Origin of the sequence: Proteiniclasticum sp. C24MP, from assembly GCF_043951855.1 — a bacterium.
Classification (GTDB): domain Bacteria; phylum Bacillota; class Clostridia; order Clostridiales; family Clostridiaceae; genus Proteiniclasticum.
This window is the reverse complement of the sequence record NZ_JBINJW010000001.1, coordinates 178,550-198,957: the sequence shown is the minus strand read 5'-3', so window position 1 is coordinate 198,957 and position 20,408 is coordinate 178,550. Positions and strand designations below refer to the sequence as shown.

18 protein-coding genes and 1 other annotated feature are annotated in these 20,408 nt (G+C 46.1%); of the genes, 13 read left to right on the top strand and 5 right to left on the bottom strand.

From position 1 onward, the window contains the following. Positions 1–330 precede the first annotated feature (330 nt). The 7 genes from ACHAL6_RS01050 to ACHAL6_RS01020 all read left to right on the top strand — a co-directional run bounded on the left by ACHAL6_RS01050 (position 331) and on the right by ACHAL6_RS01020 (position 6,593). On the top strand, positions 331–1,197 hold the full coding sequence (locus tag ACHAL6_RS01050; protein ID WP_395268268.1) for a MurR/RpiR family transcriptional regulator: 867 nt from the start codon (positions 331–333) through the stop codon (positions 1,195–1,197). A gap of 18 nt (positions 1,198–1,215) precedes the next feature. After that, positions 1,216–2,247: a DctP family TRAP transporter solute-binding subunit gene (locus tag ACHAL6_RS01045; RefSeq protein ID WP_395268267.1), complete on the top strand. Its 1,032-nt coding sequence runs from the start codon at positions 1,216–1,218 to the stop codon at positions 2,245–2,247. A 12-nt stretch (positions 2,248–2,259) separates the two neighbouring features. Next, the gene (locus ACHAL6_RS01040; protein ID WP_395268266.1) at positions 2,260–2,724 is read left to right on the top strand and encodes a TRAP transporter small permease; all 465 of its coding nucleotides are present in this window, start codon (positions 2,260–2,262) and stop codon (positions 2,722–2,724) included. Positions 2,725–2,727: 3 nt separating this feature from the next. Then, positions 2,728–4,005, top strand: coding sequence for a TRAP transporter large permease (locus tag ACHAL6_RS01035; RefSeq protein ID WP_395268265.1), 1,278 nt, complete (start codon positions 2,728–2,730; stop codon positions 4,003–4,005). A gap of 50 nt (positions 4,006–4,055) precedes the next feature. Next, on the top strand, positions 4,056–4,886 hold the full coding sequence (locus ACHAL6_RS01030; protein WP_395268264.1) for a transketolase: 831 nt from the start codon (positions 4,056–4,058) through the stop codon (positions 4,884–4,886). A gap of 1 nt (position 4,887) precedes the next feature. Beyond that, positions 4,888–5,706, top strand: a complete 819-nt coding sequence (locus ACHAL6_RS01025) for a transketolase family protein (protein ID WP_395268263.1) — start codon at positions 4,888–4,890, stop codon at positions 5,704–5,706. 128 nt (positions 5,707–5,834) lie between these two features. Further along, the gene (locus ACHAL6_RS01020; RefSeq protein ID WP_395268262.1) at positions 5,835–6,593 is read left to right on the top strand and encodes an SDR family NAD(P)-dependent oxidoreductase; all 759 of its coding nucleotides are present in this window, start codon (positions 5,835–5,837) and stop codon (positions 6,591–6,593) included. A gap of 156 nt (positions 6,594–6,749) precedes the next feature. Here the strand turns inward: ACHAL6_RS01020 and leuS are convergent, their stop codons facing one another. Both leuS and ACHAL6_RS01010 read right to left on the bottom strand, forming a co-directional pair. Further along, positions 6,750–9,188: a leucine--tRNA ligase gene (gene leuS / locus ACHAL6_RS01015; RefSeq protein ID WP_395268260.1), complete on the bottom strand. Its 2,439-nt coding sequence runs from the start codon at positions 9,186–9,188 to the stop codon at positions 6,750–6,752. A 38-nt stretch (positions 9,189–9,226) separates the two neighbouring features. Further along, positions 9,227–9,422, bottom strand: a binding site (T-box leader). Between the two features lie 49 nt (positions 9,423–9,471). Next, the gene (locus ACHAL6_RS01010) at positions 9,472–10,029 is read right to left on the bottom strand and encodes a class IV adenylate cyclase (RefSeq protein WP_395268259.1); all 558 of its coding nucleotides are present in this window, start codon (positions 10,027–10,029) and stop codon (positions 9,472–9,474) included. Between the two features lie 369 nt (positions 10,030–10,398). On the opposite strand from ACHAL6_RS01010, the gene ACHAL6_RS01005 reads away from it, so the two are divergent. Together ACHAL6_RS01005 and ACHAL6_RS01000 are read left to right on the top strand one after the other, a co-directional pair. Further along, positions 10,399–10,593 (top strand): hypothetical protein, encoded by a 195-nt coding sequence (locus ACHAL6_RS01005; protein WP_207600750.1) that lies wholly within the window; start codon positions 10,399–10,401, stop codon positions 10,591–10,593. A gap of 313 nt (positions 10,594–10,906) precedes the next feature. Next, positions 10,907–12,181 (top strand): MFS transporter, encoded by a 1,275-nt coding sequence (locus ACHAL6_RS01000; protein ID WP_395268258.1) that lies wholly within the window; start codon positions 10,907–10,909, stop codon positions 12,179–12,181. Positions 12,182–12,411: 230 nt separating this feature from the next. Here the strand turns inward: ACHAL6_RS01000 and fba are convergent, their stop codons facing one another. Further along, entirely contained in the window at positions 12,412–13,338 is a 927-nt protein-coding gene (fba, locus tag ACHAL6_RS00995; RefSeq protein WP_395268257.1) for a class II fructose-1,6-bisphosphate aldolase, read from the bottom strand. A gap of 303 nt (positions 13,339–13,641) precedes the next feature. On the opposite strand from fba, the gene ACHAL6_RS00990 reads away from it, so the two are divergent. From ACHAL6_RS00990 to ACHAL6_RS00975, 4 genes are all read left to right on the top strand, one after another. Continuing rightward, positions 13,642–15,273 carry a nucleoside kinase gene (locus ACHAL6_RS00990; protein ID WP_395268256.1) on the top strand — a complete coding sequence of 544 codons (1,632 nt, stop codon included), beginning with the start codon at positions 13,642–13,644 and terminating at the stop codon, positions 15,271–15,273. 75 nt (positions 15,274–15,348) lie between these two features. Further along, positions 15,349–16,047 carry an L-serine ammonia-lyase, iron-sulfur-dependent subunit beta gene (gene sdaAB / locus ACHAL6_RS00985; protein ID WP_395268255.1) on the top strand — a complete coding sequence of 233 codons (699 nt, stop codon included), beginning with the start codon at positions 15,349–15,351 and terminating at the stop codon, positions 16,045–16,047. Between the two features lie 14 nt (positions 16,048–16,061). After that, positions 16,062–17,015, top strand: a complete 954-nt coding sequence (sdaAA, locus tag ACHAL6_RS00980) for an L-serine ammonia-lyase, iron-sulfur-dependent, subunit alpha (RefSeq protein ID WP_395268254.1) — start codon at positions 16,062–16,064, stop codon at positions 17,013–17,015. 113 nt (positions 17,016–17,128) lie between these two features. After that, positions 17,129–17,485: a hypothetical protein gene (locus ACHAL6_RS00975; RefSeq protein WP_395268252.1), complete on the top strand. Its 357-nt coding sequence runs from the start codon at positions 17,129–17,131 to the stop codon at positions 17,483–17,485. Between the two features lie 114 nt (positions 17,486–17,599). Here the strand turns inward: ACHAL6_RS00975 and ACHAL6_RS00970 are convergent, their stop codons facing one another. After that, positions 17,600–20,059 carry a DsrE/DsrF/DrsH-like family protein gene (locus ACHAL6_RS00970; protein WP_395268251.1) on the bottom strand — a complete coding sequence of 820 codons (2,460 nt, stop codon included), beginning with the start codon at positions 20,057–20,059 and terminating at the stop codon, positions 17,600–17,602. Positions 20,060–20,061: 2 nt separating this feature from the next. After that, the gene (locus tag ACHAL6_RS00965; RefSeq protein ID WP_395268250.1) at positions 20,062–20,352 is read right to left on the bottom strand and encodes an ArsR/SmtB family transcription factor; all 291 of its coding nucleotides are present in this window, start codon (positions 20,350–20,352) and stop codon (positions 20,062–20,064) included. Positions 20,353–20,408: the final 56 nt, after the last annotated feature.

The window sequence follows — 20,408 nt, the reverse complement described above, 5'->3', positions numbered from 1 at the left end:
GATGAAACGTTTCATGATGAGGATTATCAATATGAAAACATGGAAATGGTTTTCAGAAACTTTGAGAATCTATTAATATGATCCCGTAAAAAGGGGAAAAGCATATCTGAACCCGTAGAAAATCTGTTTTTATCAAAATAGAAAGTCTGAACATATGTCTTTTAAAAGCAAATATATGAAAATGTTCTCATTGACGACATGTTAAATGTTTGACACTCGTTGACAGTGAATTGGAAACGTTATACAGTATCTGCAGAAATATATTTCAAAAAAATAATAGGTTTTGTGAAACGAATTACATTCATTTCTTTATATATAAAGGAGGCACATATGAACAGATTTGATCCCCGGGGAAAAAATACAGAAACCATCGATCGTATCATTGCTTATTATGATTCCTACAGCGTTGTGGAAAAGAGGATTGCAGATTATATTCTGGAGAATCAGGAAGAGATCTCATCCCTGACCACCATGGAGCTTTCTGAAAGATGCGATACCAGTCCTGCATCCATCATCAGGTTCAGTAAGGCCATCGGCTTTAAAGGGTATAACGAACTGAAGTACTATATGGAAAATCAGATTCTTTCTTCCTATGGAATTGAGCAGGCCATTGATGAAGACGATGATATCGCCAGAATCAAGCAGAAGTTTGCGAAAATCAACCAGATGATCATTGATGACACCATGCAGATGATCGACAATCATGAAATGGATAAAGCCATTGATGAGATCATAAAGGCAAAGAGGATTCTGATCATAGGGGAAGGCGGATCCGGTTCCATCTGTCTCAGCACATACAATCTGTTTCTGCAGCTGGGACTGCCTTGCATGGTGGAAACTGATGCGTTTCTTCAGGTCATGGCAGCCACTCATCTGACAGAAGAGGATGTGGTCATCGCCATCATTCACAGTGGTAGAACAAAGAACACCCTGGATTCCATGAGACAGGCAAGAAGAAACGGTGCGAAGATCATCTGCATCACCGGATATCAGAAGACACCCATGTCGGATGAAGCGGATATTCTATTATATTCCACATCAAGAGATACATTATCCTTAAGTGATGTACCGGCAGCAAGAATCAGTGAACTGTGCGTCATCGGCGTACTTCAGCTTGGAATTCTATCAAGAGATTTTGACAAGTATTCCAGAAACAATGAGAAATCCAAGGAAGCATACAGCTTAAAGAGAGTGTAATCATGGAGGAGACTATACATGAAAAAGAAACTGGCGGCCTTAGCCGCTTCAATCATACTATTGATGCCAGTATTATCCGGGTGCGTCGGCGCTACCGAAAATATAGGTACCGGAGATGAAGAGCTTTATCCGAAGATGACGCTTCGCATGACGGTCAATGGCACGGATATCGCTACAGACACGAAGACGGCAAAGAGATTTGCTGAACTGGTGAAGGAAGCATCTGAGGGAAACATCATCATCAAGGTCTTCACCAATGACCAGCTGGCGGGTGGTAATGGAACAAAAGGGGTCGAAATGGTTGCTCAAGGGGCAACGGAAATCGCCGCCTATGCATCCAGTGCCATGTCTGTACTTGATCAGAGACTGCTTGTAGGAACGATACCATGGATTTTCGACAACTACCAGCAGGCCAGAGACGTCATTGATGCCAGTGGTGGTGCCTACTACGGTGAAGTGCTCAGCGAGAAAGGGCTCACCTATATGGGCTCTGTCCATAACGGATTCAGGCAGATCACCAACAGCAAAAGACCGGTGAAGTCTCCTGAAGATGTGGAAGGACTGAAAATCAGAATTCCAGGTGGAGAAGTATATATGAATTTCTGGAGAGCCTTTGGGGCTGATCCTGTTGCCATGAGCTGGAGCGAAGTGTTCACGGCACTTCAGCAGGGCACCATCGACGGACAGGAAAATGGATTCAGTGTCACAAACTCGGCCAACATGTATGAAATACAGAAATACATGACGGTATGGAACTACACCTATGAAAATTATCTGTTTGTGATGAATACAAAGAAGTTCAATGAACTTCCTGAAGCGACACAGAATCTTCTACATGAAAAATCTCTGGAAGCCTGTGAATGGGGAAGGGATATGGTGGAAGAGGAAGAGAAGCAGCTCATCGAGAGGTTCAGAGACTACGGCATGGAAGTCACGGAGCTGTCCAGCGAAGAACTGAAACCGTTCAAAGCGAAGATCACGGAACTTCAGGCGTATTTCATCGAAAAATATGGATCAGAAGCGGCGGAAGCTTTTGGACTCATGGAATAGGAGGGCGAAGAATTGAAGAAAATATTTAGTAAGATCGAAGAAATCATTGCAGTCATCTGTCTTCTGACCATGACCATCCTCGCTTTTGTCAACGTCATAGCAAGATTTGTATTCAGTGCTTCCCTGTCCTTCACGGATGAAATCACCACAAATCTCTTTGTGCTTCTGACACTGGTCGGTGCATCCATTGCGGCGAAAAGAAATGCGCATCTTGGACTGAGTATCATCACAGACAATCTTTCACTGAAGACCCAGAAAGCACTGAACATTTTCGGGAACGCTTTAGGGGTGCTGTTCACAGCTGTCCTGGTGTATTTCGGAGCGATCATGGCGTACAACGAATATCGACTGGAGCAGCTCACAGCAGGAATGCAGCTGCCTGAATGGATATTTGGATCCTTTGTACCACTTGGTGCACTGCTGCTTCTGATCAGATTCACTGAAAAGACCATCGCAGCTGTAAAGGAGGAGGTATAGGCTATGACGACGATTGTATTATTCCTGACATTTGTCATTCTGCTTCTTCTTAATGTGCCCATAGCCATTACGCTGGGGCTCTCCTCGTTGGCAGCACTCATGGTTGAAAACATCGACTTCATTGTCGTACCGATGAATGTCTATGCCGCCACCAGTAAGTTTGTACTGCTGGCCATACCATTCTTCATACTTGGCGGAAACATCATGGAGAGAGCAGGTATTTCAAGCAGACTGATTCAACTGGCAGAAGCCTTCGTGGGTCACCTGAAAGGTGGCATGGCCATGGTGGTGGTTCTGGTGGCAACATTCTTTGCTGCGATTTCAGGATCTGGTCCTGCAACGGTGGCAGCCCTAGGCATGATACTCATTCCAGCCATGGCGAAAACCGGATACTCCAAAGAGTTTTCATCTGCTCTGATGGCCACATCGGGAGCCATTGGCGTCATCATCCCGCCATCGATCACCTTCGTAGTCTACGGCTCCATTGCTGGCGCATCCATCGGGACTCTTTTTGTAGCCGGGCTTGCACCTGGTATACTCATGGGTCTTGGTATGGCCGTAGTAGCCCTTCTTGTGGGCAGAAAACTTAACCTGAAGACGCTGGAGAAGGCATCGACGAAAATGAGATGGAAGGCTTTCAGAGAAGCTTTCTGGGGACTCCTTATGCCGGTGATCATTCTAGGTGGGATCTATGGCGGAATATTCACTCCGACGGAAGCTGCAGCGGTTTCTGCGGTCTATGGACTGATTGTAGGAATCTTTGTGTATAAAAGCATCACCATGAAGGACCTGTATGGTCTGCTCATCGATTCCACATCGCAGACAGCAGTGGTGATGCTCATCACTGCCACAGCAAGTCTCTTTGCCTGGGTCATTACGGTTTCGGGCATAGGAGAGGCCATCAGCACCATGTTCATCGATGTGACCGGAGGAAGCACCATCATCTTCTTCATCATTGTGAACATCATTCTGATCATTGCAGGAGCATTCCTTGATTCCACTTCAGCGCTGTATATCTTTACACCGCTTTTCCTTCCGGTCGCCATGGCGCTGGGGATTGATCTGGTTCATCTGGGTGTGGTGATGATCGTGAATCTGGCCATTGGACTTGTTACTCCGCCTGTGGGCGTCAACCTCTATGTAGCCTGCGGCATCGGAGAGGTGAATCTCTCTAAAATCTCAAAAGCGGCCATGCCACTGATAATCATGGCGCTGATTGTATTACTGATTGTAACGTATATCCCTGAAGTATCGCTCTTCCTGACGACACTCATGGGTTGATGAAAGCTGTTTTATAGAATGCATATCATATTCCAGAGGAGGAATTTATTGTGAATCATACAAGCATCGAAGAACTGAAAAATATTGCAAAAGACCTGAGAAAAACCAGTCTCACCATGATCTATACAGCTCAGTCAGGACATCCAGGCGGGTCTCTGTCAGCAGCGGATCTTATGGCGGCACTCTATTTCAAGGAGATGAACGTGGATCCGAAGAACCCGAAATGGGAGGATCGTGACCGTTTCGTCCTTTCAAAAGGGCATGTATGCCCCATCCAGTATAGCGCACTTGCACATAAGGGATTCTTCCCCTATGAGGAGATCTACACCTTAAGACAACATGGCTCCATTCTTCAGGGACATCCTGACATGAAGAGAACAAAGGGGATCGACATTTCCACCGGATCACTTGGACAGGGGCTTTCTGCAGGCGTCGGAATGGCTCTTGCAGGGAAGATGGATGAGAAATCCTACAGGACATTTGTACTGGTTGGAGACGGAGAATGTCAGGAAGGACAGATCTGGGAAGCGGCTCAGACTGCAGTGAAATATGAGCTGGATAACCTGGTGGTGTTTGTGGATGACAACAGACTCCAGTGTGACGGCATCTGTGATGAAGTCATGCCTACTCAGGACCTGAAGAAGAAATTTGAAGCATTCGGATTTGATACCAGAAGAATCGACGGGCATGATATGGAGTCCATCGTGAAGACGCTGGATGAAATCAGAGAAGCGAAGAACGGGAAACCTAAGTGCGTCGTTCTGGATACGGTAAAGGGAAAAGGTGTTTCCTACATGGAAGATGTAGTGGGCTGGCACGGGAAAGCGCCAAACAAAGAGCAGTACGAACAGGCCATTTCGGAAATCGAAGGAGGATTTTAAAATGGAAGTGACAAGAAGAGCTACGAGAGAAGGATTTGGAGAAGAAATCCTGAAACTGGGGAAAGCCAATGATAATATCGTCGTGATTGATGCAGACATCGGAAACTCCTGTAAGACCACAGCTTTTGCCAAGGAGCTGCCTAAGCAGCACCTGAATGTGGGTATTGCAGAGCAGAATGCGGCAGGTCTTGCTGCTGGCCTTGCAACTGCAGGGAAGATTCCATTTGTAACCACCTATGCGGTTTTCGGTTCTCTTCGCATGGCGGAGCAGATTCGTCAGACCATCTGCTATCCGAATCTCAATGTGAAGATCGCCTGCTCCCATGGTGGACTGACACCAGCAAATGATGGAGCCAGCCACCAGGCCATCGAAGATATGGGGGTGCTGAGAACATTTCCTAATATGACGGTCATCATGGGTGCAGACTTCAATGCAACCAAAAAGCTTGTGGAACAGGCAGCCAAGGTCTATGGTCCTGTGTACCTGAGATTCACAAGAGATGCCATCCCTGTGATCTATGGGGAAGATGAAACCTTTGAAATCGGCAAGGCCAAGAAACTTATGGATGGTGAGGATGTAGCAATCATCGCTAACGGTGATACGGTTCATCTGGCACTGGATGCGGCCAAGAAGCTTAATGAAGAAGGTGTAAGCGTCAAGCTCTTTGATATGCATACCATAAAACCATTAGACAGAGAAGCGGTGCTGGAGGCTGTGAAGGTCGGAAAGATTGTAACAGTGGAAGACCACAACATCATCAATGGTCTGGGAAGCGCTGTTTCTGGGTCGTCGCGGAAGAAGGCGGAGCCAAGGTCATAAGAATCGGTGTCATGGATCAGTTCGGACAGTCCGCACCTTATGAAGAACTTCTGGCACTAAATGGAATTACTGTGGAGAATATCATGGACAAGGCGAAATCGCTGTTATAGAAGGAGAGGAAGAAGAGTATGTTTGAGTTAAACGGAAAAGTTGCAGTTGTCACTGGTAGTGGTTCCAAAAAAGGAATCGGTAGAGAAATCGCACTTTCACTGTCAAAGCAGGGGGCCTCTGTGGTCATTGCAGATATGGGAAAAGAAGGTGTGGACGAAGTAGTCGCAGAAATCGAAAGCACTGGAGGCAAGGCTCTTGGAGTGGTTCTGAATGTGACCAGCGAAGAATCCGTCAGCAATCTGGTGGAAAAGACACTGGAAACCTTTGGCAGCCTGGATATACTGATCAACAATGCAGGAATATCCCAGAAGGTCACAGTGGAGGATATGACCCTTGAGGACATGAAGAGAATCTTCAATGTGAACATGTTCGGCCTTTTCCTCATAACCAAGGCTGCACTGAAGCCTATGAAGGAAAAAGGATGGGGAAGAATCATCAGCTTATCCTCTGTCTCAGGAAAAAGAGGTGGCGGAGTATTCGGAGGAGCCCATTACTCCGCTTCCAAAGCTGCGGTGCTTGGATTCTCGAAGAATCTGGCAAGAGAAGTGGCGAAGGATGGAATCACTGTAAACTGTGTAGCACCAGGACTTGTAAACACAGACATCTGGAAATCCATGCCTGAAGAACTGGCGCAGAAGGTCATTGATGGAATTCCCATGGGCAGACCAGGTGAAACCGCTGAAATCGCCTCCACCATCACTTTCCTTGCTTCTGAAGAAGCATCCTACATCACAGGGGAAGACATCGACATCAACGGCGGATCCCATATGGACTAAAAGCGCTCTGGAAGGGTTATGGCCTAAAACCTCTGAAAGAATGCTTCTATAAAGAAAGACCACTCAGTATAATCTGAGTGGTCTTTCTTTATAGAAATATAGTTGTTTTATTGTGTAATCTCGTGCTGTCTGGTTCTTGAGAATGAATCGGCTGTATTATCCCTTGACTACGATATTCACAAGCCTTCCCTTGATGACGATGACCTTGACGATATTCTTTCCTTCTGTCTCTTTTCGGATGGTGGCATCGGCAAGAGCCAGTTCTCTGATCTCATCATCGGAAGCGGTAGAAGGAATCATGATTCTTTCCTTGATCTTGCCGTTGATCTGGATGGCGATTTCCACTTCATCCTTAACTAGAGCAGCTTCATCATAACCTGGCCATGCTTCATCGAAGACAGATCCTTCATTTCCGAAGAGATGCCAGATCTCTTCTCCGAAATGAGGTGCAAATGGTGCCAGAATGCGGATGAAATCCGCATTGACCTTTTCCAGGACCTTGTGATTGTGTGCTTTCAGCGGGATGTATTTGGTCAGGGCATTGGTCAGCTCCATCATCCTTGCAATGGCGGTATTAAACTGCATCTTCTCCGCATCTTCGGAGACACCCTTGATGGTGTTGGCGTTCCAGTAAAGAAGATCCTTGTCCTCGCTGCGAAGCTCGTCCGTATTGCTGGAGCTCTGCAGGATATCCTTGATGTTATGGAAGTTTCTTTCCACTCGGTCCACGAATCTCGCCACGGAACGAATGCCTTCATCAGACCAGGCGCCACCCTCTGCGTAGGAGAATCCGAACATGAGATACATTCTGAACACATCAGAGCCGTACTGGTTGATGTATTCATCCGGAGAAATGGTGTTGCCTTTTGATTTACTCATTTTCTGTCCGTCTGGTCCCAGAATCAGTCCCTGATGAGTCAGAGACTTGAAGGGTTCGTCGAAGGACAGGAAGCCCATGTCTCTTAAAGCCTTTGTGACAAATCTTGCATAGAGCAGATGCATCACGGCATGCTCTGGTCCGCCCACATACTTGTCTACAGGAAGCATCTTGTTGATCATGTCCTTATCGAAAGCTTCCTCTTCGTTCTTGTTGTCCACATATCTTAAATAGTACCAGGAGGAGCAGACGAAGGTGTCTAAAGTATCCGCTTCTCTTGTGGCATGCCCGCCGCATTTCGGACAGGTGGTATTTAAGAATTCCTCGCTTTTTGCCAGAGGGCTCTTGCCGTCTGGGGCAAATTCCACATCATAAGGAAGGGTCACAGGAAGATCCTTCTCTTCCACCACCACTTCACCGCAGTGATCGCAGTAGACGATAGGAATCGGTGCTCCCCAGTATCTCTGTCTTGATACCAGCCAGTCTCTCAGTCTGTAGTTGACTTTCATTGCTCCGCTGTTTTTCTCTTCCAGCCACATGGTGACTTTCTCTTTGGCTTCTTCGCCCATGAGTCCGTTGAAATCTCCCGAGTTCATCATTTTTCCGATTTCGGTATAGGGAAGATCCTCTCCACCTTCGATGACTCTTTCGATGGGCAGATCATATTTCTTTGCAAATTCATAGTCTCTTTCATCATGAGCAGGAACGGCCATGACGATTCCGGTGCCATAGGTGTTCAGGACATAGTCACCGACCCAGATGGGAATAATTCTTCCGTTGATGGGATTCACGGCGTAGGAACCTGTGAATACACCGGTCTTTTCCCTGGACAGGGACTGACGGTCGATGTCGCTCTGCATTTTTGCCTGCTCTATATAGGCTTCCACTTCTGCTCTCTGCGCTTCAGTTGTAAGAGCAGGAACCATGGAATTCTCAGGAGCGAATACCACATAGGATGCTCCGTAAAGTGTATCTACACGGGTGGTGAAGACTTCGAATTCCAGATCCTTCTGATCCACCTTGAATTTCACGGAGGAGCCGTAGGATCTGCCGATCCAGTGCCTCTGCATGGATTTGGTCTTTTCCGGCCAGTCCAGACCATCCAGATCTTCCAGAAGCTCATCCGCATACTTGGTGATGCTGAAGAACCACTGGGTCAGGTCTTTCTTGATGACTGGAGTTCCACATCTTTCGCAGGCACCGTCCAGAACCTGCTCATTAGCAAGTACGGTATTACAGCTTGGGCACCAGTTTACAGGGGCATTCTTTCTGTAAGCCAGGCCATTCTTATACAGCTGAACGAAAAGCCATTGTGTCCATTTATAATAGTCCGGTGCACAGGTCACCACTTCGTGGTCCCAGTTGAACATGGCACCCATGGCCTTCAGCTGGACCTCCATGGTTTCGATATTCTTCAGTGTGGAATCCATAGGATGGATGCCTGTCTTGATCGCATAGTTTTCAGCAGGAAGACCGAAGGCATCAAAGCCCATGGGCTGGAACACGTTGTATCCCTGCATTTTCTTCATTCTTGCCCAGGAATCAGTGGGTCCGTAGTTGAACCAGTGTCCTGCATGAAGCTTGCTCCCTGAAGGATAGGAGAACATCTCAAGAACATAGAGTTTTTCTTTGTCCTTGTCTTCTCTGAACTTGAAAACGCCTGAATCTTCCCAGATTTTCTGCCATTTCTCATCTGTGTGTTTGCCGTAAATTGCCATTTTCTTCCTCCTTTAAATAAAAAAACTTCGTCTCTGCACTAAGAGACGAAGTATATCCGTGGTACCACTCTAATTAAGCTTACGCTTCACTTTGGCTGAATGTAACGGTTCATACCGTGGCCTGTTAAGCCAATGCTCCCTAGACGAGTTCACATGATCTCCATATCTCTTCTCACCAGCCAGAGACTCTCTATGATGGTTTCCCATGCTACTACTTCTGTTCATCGCACATATATCGAAATTATACCTAGGGAGAAGATAAAAGTCAACTGTTCTTCCTGAATTACAGACCTTCCGGCGTTTCAGGAGACAAGCCCCTTTCCTTTAGTATTTCATGGATGCTTAAGGAAGAGGTGTCTTCCATGGTGTAGCCGAGAAGTGCAACCACTTCTTCCAGTTCTTCTTCCGTGGGACTCTCCACTTCGAGGTAGGGAAAAGGAACAAATGCCTTGTCGTTGACATCAATCTCCACTAAGGTGTTTTTATACTGATAGCTTTCACGGGATTTTCTGATGTTTTCAATGAGCTGCAGACCTAGGGAACGGAAGATGCCAAGACCGGCTTCCTTGTTTTCGATGACAGTTTCATACTCTTCCATTTTCTTGTAGACTTCCCTTGATAAAAGCTTCTTTGTGGTCATGAATACCGTTTCCTCTCCGGTCTCCTGGTCCTTCACCACACGTATTCTGGCATAGCCTTTCTTGCTAAGCAGTCTTCGGTCAGGAAAATCATGAATGTAGTTCTCCTGCATTTCGTTCTTCACAAGCACTGCACCATTCTCTTTCATGATCTTTCTGATGTTGTCGATACTGATATCGAGAATCTTCACTTCCAGTTCCATATTCCATCTCTCCTTAAATAGATTTTATTGAAATCATTACATAATCTGTGTATCAATTGGTTTCGTATTCCGGATTTCTTTGTTTTTCATGATGTTTCAGGCTTGTGAAATCGAAAAAAACAGGTAAAATGATTACCTTTACTGTAACGATTTCGAAGTATTGAAACAGTTTCATAACCTAATGTCATAAACTTATGTAAACGGCCTTGACTGTTTACATGACCAGGGCTAAAATGCAGTTGTAACAGGAAAAAGATAAACCTGTTGAAGTAATTATACATTTATTCCTTTAAGAGGTACAGGCGTACCGGATCTAAAAAATCTCCCACGGGACCTTAAAAGAAAATGTCATTAAGTGAGGTGTAGAATATGAATGCATATGATGCTACAAAGAGGATTTATGCGATCAGCGAGGAGCTGAGTATATTATCCAAAGAACTTGGTGCTGCAGTTAAGGAAACCAACAGGAATCTGATTGAACAGAAGATCAATATTCTAGAAAATGAGTTTTTTAATATAAAGCACAAATTGGAGAAGATCAGTCTTCCCGCAGGAAGTTTATAGGACTTCGAACAAAAGAGAAGCAGCTTAGGCTGAAGACAGCATAAGATAAGCCACGTTACAGTGGTAAGGAACAAAAGAGAAGGCCATGTACGAACAGTTTAAGGTACCATGGTGAAGAGATGAGAGAAGGAGCTGGATTTCAGCTCTTTTTCTTATGTTCAGAAATAAGCGATACACGGAAGCGTCATCAGATTACAGATTACAGGCCACGAACATTGATGTTCCAGTGCACTTCTGGTAGGATGAACAGTGGATTACTGCAGTATATAGATGCAGCTGATAGAAGGAAACGAAGAGATTGAGGAGAGAAAGCATGAAGAAATCAAAACTGTATTATGGATGGATAATTGTTCTTGTAGGAGCACTGATGCTGCTTTTTTCCTCACCGGGACAGACGTTTTCCGTATCGATTTTCATCGATCATTATATAGAGCAGTTCGGATGGTCCAGATCCCAGATTTCAAGTTTCTATTCCATCGCCACACTGATTTCCGGTTTCTCCATGCCCTTTGTGGGGAAACTCATCGACAGCAGAGGACATAGAAAATCGGCTGTACTCATCAGTTTCTTATTCGGGATCGTTCTTGTCTGGATGAGTGCCATCCGAGCGCCCTGGATGATCTTTTTCGGATTCATCTTCATCAGGATGTTCGGTCAGGGATCCCTGAGTCTCATTCCCTCCGTTCTCATTCCACAGTGGTTCATAAGGAAGAGGGGGAGAGCGCTTTCACTGATTTCCATCGGAGGGGTTCTAGGTTCAGCTCTTGTTCCCCCCCTGAACAATTATCTCATTGAAAACTTCGGCCTTTCAAGAGCCTGGATTTTCTGGGCGGTGGCTATGGTGCTCATTATGCTTCCTGTGGCCTTCTTTTTCGTGAAAAACAGACCAGAAGACATCGGTATGCTTCCAGATGGCATCATCGGAAAGAATACTGAAGATAGGGAGAGGGAAAGCCATGATGCTCTGCCTGAGGAGGAAGTAGAGCGTTCCTGGACGCTCAGTGAAGCAAAAGGAACCCGTGCCTTCTGGCTGATGCTACTGGCCACCATGGTGCCTTCCCTCGTGAACACGGGTATAACCTTCCATATGATCTCCATCATCTCCGGAAAAGGATTTGACTCCGCATTCGGTGCAGTGATTTTATCCATCACCGCTTTCAGTCAGATTCCCATGACTTTTCTTGCAGGATTTCTGCTGGATAAAGTAAAGGTCAATCTGGTGAAGGGATTCAATTTCATCTTCTATGCCATCATCATGCTGACACTGAATTTTGCAGGAGGCACTCTGGTGCTCATGGTCTATGCAGTCATGCATGGAACCTTCATGGCCTTTGACTCGGTGAGCACAGGCATGCTCTGGTCTAACTACTTCGGAAGAAAGCATCTGGGAAAGATCAGGGGCCTTGCGGTTTCATTCATGGTTCTGGGATCAGCCCTAGGACCCCTTCCTTTCGGCGCAGCCTATGACTATTTCGGCGGATACAGGGAAGTGCTCCTTGCCTTCATGATTCTGCCGATCCTTGCAAGCCTCGCTTCCTTCAGTTCTCCAGCACCGGTTTATGCGGAAAAGAATAGGGAAGTGGCCTAAGGATTCAGGGAACGTGTTTGAGTGAGAAAAGATCACCAGATCGAACGAATAATTAATAGAGTCAGGACAAAGCAAGAGATTCATTCGAATCTCTTTTATCATGTCAGAATTTGGGTGTGATCTGGAGACCAGGTTTTCGAAATGAAAATATGCAAGGAAAGTATGCATAAAAATGATGCGCAATGGAAAAGGCACTGCCAGAAGCAGTGCCTTTAAGATGGAAATTCTATCTAGTTCATGGAGTTTTCAGAACCAAGAACTTCTTCGATCTTCTTTTCAACCAGAGTCTGGATTTCATTTCTTGCTGCGCCAAGATATCCTCTTGGGTCGAAAGCTTCAGGCTTGTCAGCGAAAGCTTTTCTGATGGCGGCAGTCATAGCCAGTCTGATGTCTGTGTCCATATTGATCTTGCATACTGCCATAGCAGATGCCTTTCTCAGCATATCCATTGGAATTCCCTGTGCGCCCTTGATGTTTCCACCAAACTCGTTGCACATGGCGATGTGATCCTGGCTTACAGCTGATGCTCCGTGAAGAACAATTGGGAATCCTGGCATTTTCTTTTCGATTTCTTCCAGAATATGGAACTTCAGATCTGGTTCTCCAGCGAACTTGAATGCACCATGGGATGTACCGATGGCGATGGCCAGGGAGTCTACTCCTGTTCTTTCAACGAATTCCACTGCCTGGTCTGGGTCTGTGTATACATGCTCTTCCGCATGAACATCATCTTCCACACCTGCAAGAATTCCAAGTTCCGCTTCAACCACGACACCCTTTGAATGTGCGTATTCTACGACTTCCTTTGTGATCTTCACATTTTCTTCGAATTCAAGATGTGATCCGTCGATCATGACGGAAGTGAATCCGGCATCAATTGCTTCCTTTACAGTAGCAAGGTCTGGACCATGATCCAGATGAAGTGCGATGTCAAGGCCGGTTTCTTCCACTGCCGCCTCTACCATTGCCTTCAGATATCTTGGGCCAGCATATTTCATTGCTCCCTTGGATACCTGAAGAATCACTGCGGAGTTCTTCACCTTACATGCATTGACGATTCCCTGAATGATCTCCATGTTGTTGATGTTGAATGCTCCGATAGCATATTTGCCTTCATAGGCTTTCTTGAACATTTCTGTTGTTGTGACTAATGCCATTAATACAACCACCTTTCAATTTATCTTTTGAAACTTCTGTTTAGCGATTTCCAGATTGAACTCTATAGAACCCACATAAACTCTTCTTTTATTATATAGCATTTCTTTCTATGAAACCATATCATAGAAGACTTTAAATTACGGTTAACAATTGATTTTCATGATGTAATGGGTTTCGGTAAAAGAGGAATCGCTTAATGTGGAACAATCGAGTGCTATTTTTATGGATTCTCGTTATAATATAGAAAAGAACAAAAAATGAATGAATAACAGCTGTTCATCGGGGAGATATGGGGGGATACCATGCAGAGAAATGTGGAACGGAAAAATGAAGAAAGGATTATGAGTTACGAAGAAATCAGTGAACTAAGAAAAGGGAGACTGAAACCCATTCTGGCAAGAGAACAAGGGGAATATTTTGAACTGAATGGGGAATTAAGGGGCAGGAAGAATCTGGTGCCGGTCTATACAGATGATTATGTTGGTCATAAGGCATATGAAAGAACCTTGTCCTTCATTCTCGTCACAGCATTTCACAGGGTTTTTGACGGAATCGATCTGATCATAGACCACTCCATCAGCCGAGGCCTTTACTGCTGGATCAGGGACAGAATCCTCACGGAAGAGGAGCTCCTGAAGCTGGAGGTCGAGATGAGAAGAATCGTGAAGGAAGACTATCCCATCACCAAAGAGTGCATGCTGCTGGAAGATGCCTTAGAGATGTTTCAGAGAAGCGGCAACATGGACAACTATCTTCTTCTGAAAAACATGGAGTACAGTGAAATAAAAATGTACAGACTGCTGGACCAGTATGCTTATTTCTATGGCAAGATGGCGGTTTCCACTGGGGATATCAGCCTGTTTTCTCTGACTTCCTATAAGAGCGGCTTTGTCATCAGCTATCCGACGGTAAGGGAACCGGAGGTTCTTCGGCCCTTTGAGCCTCAGGATAAACTGTTTGAAATATTTGAGGAGACGACAAGATGGGATGAGCTCATCGGTGTGAGCTTCGTGGGAAATCTCAACGAGAAAATCAGAAATCATGAGGGCAGAACGCTCATAAACATCACGGAAGCACTTCATGAGAAGAAAATCGCCTACATTGCCGATGACATCAAAAAGAGAGAAGATGTGAGAATCGTCATGATCGCAGGCCCCAGTTCTTCCGGGAAGACCTCCTTTGCCAACCGTCTGGCGGTTCAGCTTCGAGTCAATGGACTGATCCCTTTTCCTGTCAGTATGGATGATTACTTCGTGCCTAGAAGGCTGACACCGAAGAAAGTGGATGGCAGCTATGATTTTGAAAGTCTGGAAGCGCTGGAACTGGATCTTTTCGAACGGGATATGGCTGCAATTCTCAGCGGACAGGAAGTGATCCTTCCGAAATTCGATTTCAAGACGGGTACAAGAGGCGTATCTGAAACAAGAGTGAAGCTGCCAGAAAATGGCATTATCATCATAGAAGGCATACATGGGCTGAATCCGCGGCTTCTGGCAGGAATCGAAGACAGGTTTAAGTTCAAGATCTACATCAGCGCCCTGACGGTGCTGAATCTGGATAAACATAATCGAATAGCGACCACAGATGTGAGGAAGCTGAGAAGAATGGCCAGGGATCATATCTCCAGAGGATACAGCCCGGAAGAGACCCTTCTTATTTTCCCTTCGGTCAGTGCGGGAGAAAAAATGAATATCTTTCCCTATCAGGAAGAAGCGGACGCCATGTTCAACTCTACGCTCTTTTATGAACTGTCGGTGCTGAAGAAGCATACGCTGCCAGAGCTCATGAAGATCAGCAAGGACAGTCCCACTTATGAAGAAGCCAAGAGACTGATCACGATTCTGAGACTTTTCGAAGATATGCCTGATGAATATGTTCCGACCAATTCTCTTCTTCGGGAATTCATCGGAGGAAGTCAGTACTACGATTATTAGACAGGAAAATGAACAATAGAAACAAAAGACAAACAGAAGGCAGGTGAAAGTTTCCATTAAGGAAACGATGAGAATATGAAAAAGAAATATGGTGTATTTGATATCATAGGACCCATCATGATCGGTCCATCCAGTTCCCATACAGCGGGAGCAGCAAAGCTTGCGAAAATCGCAAGAGGAATCGCAGGGGAGGAACCGGTGGAAGTGAAATTCTACCTTCACGGATCCTTTTCCAAAACCTATAAAGGCCATGGAACAGATCGTGCGCTTGTAGCCGGAATCCTCGGCATGGACCCAGCAGATGAAAACCTCAAGGAATCCCTGAAGCTGGCGAAGATGAAAGGGATGAACGTCTCCTTTGAACCAAAGGATCTGGGAGATGTGCATCCCAACACTGTTCGAGTAAGCATGAAGCTGAAGGACGGAAAGGAAGTCTCCGTCACGGGGTCTTCCATTGGGGGCGGCGCTGTGGAAATTTCTCAGATCGATGGGGAAGACATACAGTTTTCCGGAAATTATCCGACGCTTCTCATCTCCCAGAGGGATGTGCCAGGCGTTGTGGCCAATATTTCAAAGCTTCTCTACGAAAACGGGATCAACATCGCCTACATGTCCTTATTCAGGTCTCAGAAAGGTCGAGACGCCATGATGATCTTTGAACTGGATCAGAACATTGATAGAGACATACTGGAGAAGCTCACAGAGGTGGATTGCGTGGAACACGTGCGCTTTGTGCCGCTCACCAGTGATGTGATCAATTATCCGGTGATTTAGGGAGGAAACAGAAGATGAATATAAAGAACGGTAAGGAACTGCTGAAAAAATGCAGTGAGAACAATATGTCCATTGGGGAATTCATTCTCCAGCAGGAAATGGAAGAAAGCGGAGCAAGCCGGGAAGAAATCTACAATAGAATGGTGGAGAATCTCAGAGTCATGGAATATTCCACTTCCAAAGGGGTCAAGGAAAAGGTGATTTCCGTATCCGGACTCATCGGAGGAGATGCATATCGTCTGGGAAAATATCTCAAGAACGGAAAGAGCGTTGCCGGTAATGTCATGGTGAAAGCCATGAGCTACGCCTTAAGCTGCTCCGAAGTGAACGCCTCCATGGGGAAAATCGTCGCCTGTCCCACAGCGGGTGCCAACGGTATACTACCTGCAGTGATGATGACCATGAAGGAAGAGCATGACATCGAAGAGCATGATCTCATCATGGGTCTCTTCGCCTCTGCAGGTGTGGGTGCCATCATAGCCCAGAATGCCACCATTTCCGGCGCGGAAGGAGGCTGTCAGGCGGAGTGCGGCTCAGCTGCTGCCATGGCTGCCGCTGCTGTGGTGGAAATGATGGGCGGAACACCGGAGATGTGTCTGAACGCAGGAGCCATAGTATTCAAGAACACTCTGGGACTTGTGTGCGACCCCATCGCTGGTCTGGTGGAAGTGCCCTGTGCCAAGAGAAATGCATCAGGTGCAGTCAGTGCCATCACGGCGGCGGATATGGTGCTTGCGGGGGTCACTTCAAGAATTCCCTTCGACGATACCGTAGCCGCCATGTACTCCATCGGAAAGAGCATGCCGGAAGCGCTTAGGGAGACGGGTATCGGGGGTCTTGCCGGCACCAAGACAGGAAAGAAGCTGAAAAAAGAGATTTTCGGCGGCAAGAACGAGAAATCCACCAATAAGATGAATGACGACACCTTTGACACGGACAGCAAAGAGAATGGTGATTCTGAGAACTAGTCTGCATTGAATAGACTCTAAATGAGCATCATGTTGAAAACGGAAGATTTCTTGAAAGGGAATACGATATGGATGCAGAGTGGTTGAACGGATCCATTTGAGGAGGAAGCAAGTTGAACTATAAAACAAATATTGTGCTGTTTTCAGTCATCATCATCCTGATAAGTTTTTCAGGCTGCAGCTATGGAGAGTCCTCGGATAAGTCGCCAGAAGAAATACGATCCCTTGCCTATGAACATGTCAGGGGGAATGGGGACGAGCGTATTTTAAATGAAGATACTGCACAAGTAGTCAGGGTGCTCATTGAAGAAGAACATCAGATCATGGGCAGGGAAGGCGCTATGAATATTCAGGGAAGAGAAGTATTCAAAGTGACTTTCACAACCAGCAACGATGACTTGCTCGGACCCATCCGGGTTTATCTGGATGTCGATACCTATGATGTCATTGGTGTGGATTACAGGTTCTAGAAAAGCGGTGAGAATGTGGAAAGATTTCCTGATCACTGTTTTCATATAAGGCAAGAATAAAGCCTGCAAAGTTTTTTACTTTGCAGGCTTTATCGATTCTATCGGGTTTTATGTTTAGATGAAAAGTGTGGCATTGGATTCGTCTGATTCAGCAAGCATGTAGCCTACACCACCAAACTTCACGCCGTCCAGGAGCTCTTCCTCCTTGATGCCCAGAAGGTCCATACTCATCTGGCATGCGACGATTTCCACGCCGCTGTCCATGGCTGCCTTGATCAGCTCTTCCAGAGACTGGACGTTCTTCTTCTGCATGATGGAACGGATCATCTTCGGTCCCATTCCAGCCATGTTCATGTTGGATAGCCCCAGTTTCTTTGATCCCTTCGGCATCATGAAGCCGAACATCTTCTCGATGAAGTTCTTCTTCACAGGCGCATGGTTTTCCTTACGAAGCACATTGATGCCCCAGAAAGTGAAGAACAGGGTCACCTTTTTATCCATGGATGCCGCACCGTTGGCAATGATGAAGGAGGCGATGGCCTTGTCGAGATCTCCGGAGAAGACCACCATGGTCATGTTCTCTTTCTGGACTGTATTTGCAGGATTTGCACAGGACACAGCCAGGTCATCTTCCTTGACGGTTAAGCCCTTTCTAACAGAAGCTTGGATAAGTCCTTTCTCCTTGTTTACAGACAGAAGCTCGTTTCCGGTTCTTCTTGCCCAGGCTCTGATGTCTTCAAAGAATCCCATGTCGGATGCGGTGATGTTCAGAACATCTCCGGTATTCACGGTGTCCATGGTGCTCTTGACTCTCATGAGCGGTCCGGGACAGCAGAGACCTGTAGCATCAAGTTCCACGACTTCACCGGAGGCGATGATTTCTTCCTTTACAGTAACAGGTTCGGTTGCGGTTTCCTCTTTGTTCACCTGTGGCTTTGTGATGGCATTGTAAAGCTTGTATCCGCCTGTGATGTTCTTTGTCTTATATCCGTACTGGTTCAGAAGTCTTGAGGCGATATAACCTCTTAGCCCTACCTGACAGTAGATGTAGATGAGCTTGTTCTTGTCCAGTTCGTTCATTCTTTCTCTAAGACTGTTCAGCGGAATATGCACTCTACCTTCCATGGAACCGTTGAGGACTTCCACTTCATCACGCACATCCAGCAGGATCATGGATTCCTTGTCGAAATTCTTCTCATAGTCGTCAAAGGTGACATTGTCGACCAGACCGTCCATGGTGTTTTCCGCAACGAATCCTGCCATGTTCACTGGGGATTTACCGCTTGAAAATGGTGGAGCATAGGCCAGTTCCAGTTCTGTCAGATCATCGATGGTTCCTTTGTACTTGATTACTGTAGCAATGACATCGATGAATTTATCGACGCCTTCATAACCCAGCGCCTGGGCGCCCAGGACTTTTCTGTCCTTGTCGAATATCAGCTTGATGGTCATCTGGGTTGCCCCAGGATAGTAGCCTGCATGGTTATTGGGATGGATGAAGATGGATTTGACCTCTAAGCCGTTTCGAAGCGCCATACGTTCATTCATTCCAGTGCTGGAAGCGGTCATATCGAATACCTTCAGTATGGAGGTTCCGATGGCACCTTTATAGATTCTGTCCTTACCGGCAATGTTGTCCGCTATGATTCGTCCCTGTCTGTTGGCTGGTCCGGCCAGCGGAATCGCCGTTCTTCCACCTGTGATGTAATCTGTGATTTCAGCGGCATCTCCAGCTGCGAAGATGTATGGATAGTTGGTTCTCAGGGAACCATCTGTGAGGATATGACCTCTCTGGCCAAGAGCGATGCCTGAATCCTTCAGGAAAGCGGTATCGGGTGTAACGCCGATGGCGGAAACGACGAAATCACCTGTTACGACTCTGCCGGTTCCGAGAACGACCTTGATCTTGTCGCCAACTTCCTTGAACTCACAGACACCGTCTTTCAGGTACAGGGAAATTCCGCGATCAATGAGCTCATTTTCCACAATCATGGACATTTCAGAATCAAATGGTGCCAGGATATGAGGAGCTGCTTCCACAAGGGAGACCTTCAGTCCTCTTTCCAGCAGATTCTCAGCAGTTTCCACTCCAATGAATCCACCACCGATGACGATGGCTTCTCCTTTAAGATCCTCGTCAGCGGCCTTCTTGATTCTGTCCATGTCTTTGATGTCTCTCAGAGACATGACTTTTTCTGAATCGATGCCGATGATGCCAGGCTTTAGTGGTTTTGCACCTGGAGAGATGACCAGGTAGTCGAAGGATTCGTCATAGGTTCCTCTTTCTTTTGATGAAACAGTGACTTTTTTGTTCTCCGCATCCACAGAAGTGACTTCGGAAAAAACACGTACATCAAGATTGAATCTGTCTTTCATGGCCTGTGGGGTCTGAAGGATCAGTGCATCTCTTTCCTTGATGACTTCGCCTATATGATATGGAAGTCCGCAGTTGGCAAAGGAAATGAATTCTCCTTTTTCAAATACCACGATTTCCATGTTCTCGTCCATTCTTCTGAGTCTTGCGGCAACGGATGCGCCTACGGCAACACCACCGATGATGATTGTTTTTGACATAACTATTTTCCCTCCTGTGGATAGAGTGTAGTGATAATATCAAGGACTTTCTGGTTCTTTAATGTATAGGTGATTTCAGTCCCGCTTCGTGTACCTTCAATGATGCCTGCACTGCGAAGTTTCTGAAGATGCTGTGAAATGGTTGACTGAGGAAGTTCCAGACATTCCTGCATGTGGGATACATTGCAGCCTCCAGTCTGTATTATTCCGTTGAGAATGCATAATCTGGCAGGGTGTCCCATGACCTTCAGAATTTCTGCAACCTCATCAAATTTCTTAATATCTTTCTCCATGGATGACCTCCATCTGATCTAATGAATCAATACATCCGTATATTACGATATTACGA